The sequence below is a fragment of the Rhizobium sp. 01T444 genome, assembly GCF_056398305.1.
The window spans coordinates 1-572 of record NZ_JBFTPD010000319.1; the positions used below are offsets into that span (position 1 = coordinate 1).

General features: G+C 65.7%; 2 protein-coding genes. Both read left to right on the forward strand.

The window, feature by feature from the left end; genetic code table 11:
• On the forward strand, window positions 1–204 hold a 204-nt coding region (locus tag AC1DTN_RS38690; RefSeq protein WP_477925514.1), incomplete at its 5' end, for an amidohydrolase family protein.
• The coding region (locus AC1DTN_RS38695) for an N-formylglutamate amidohydrolase (protein ID WP_477925515.1) at window positions 201–572 on the forward strand (372 nt) is incomplete at its 3' end. The genes AC1DTN_RS38690 and AC1DTN_RS38695, both read left to right, overlap by 4 nt.

The window sequence follows — 572 nt, forward strand, 5'->3', positions numbered from 1 at the left end:
CTATTGCTCCTCACGCCGCAGGAGGCGCTGGCCGGCGTCACGCGCAACGCGGCGAAGGCCCTTGGCCTCGCTGACCGCGGCGTTCTCGCGGCCGGTCTGCGCGTTGACTTCGTCCTGTGGGACGCGGCGAACCCCGCCGAACTTTGCTATGCGCTCAGAGCGAATCCCCGGCGCGCCACTTTCATCGCAGGACTTCTCGCATGACTTTTTCCTTGCGCAATGGCAGCCAGCCCCTGCTCGTGAGCATCCCGCACATGGGCACCGAGTTCCCGGAAGCTCTGTGCGGCTCGTACGTCGAGCGCGCACTCGCGGTGGAAGACACCGATTGGCACCTCGACCGGCCCTGTGCATTCGCGGACGAACTCAGCGCGAGCGTGCTCCAGCCGAAGTTCTCGCGCTACGTCATCGACTTGAACCGGTCGCCCGACGACCTGCCGATGTACCCAGGCGCGTCCAACACCGAGCTATGCCTGACGCGCTTCTTCACCGGCGAATCGATCTATTGCGAGAGCTGTGCCGTCAACGCAGTGCAGCGCCGCGAACGGCTGGACCTCTACTGGCGGCCCTACCAC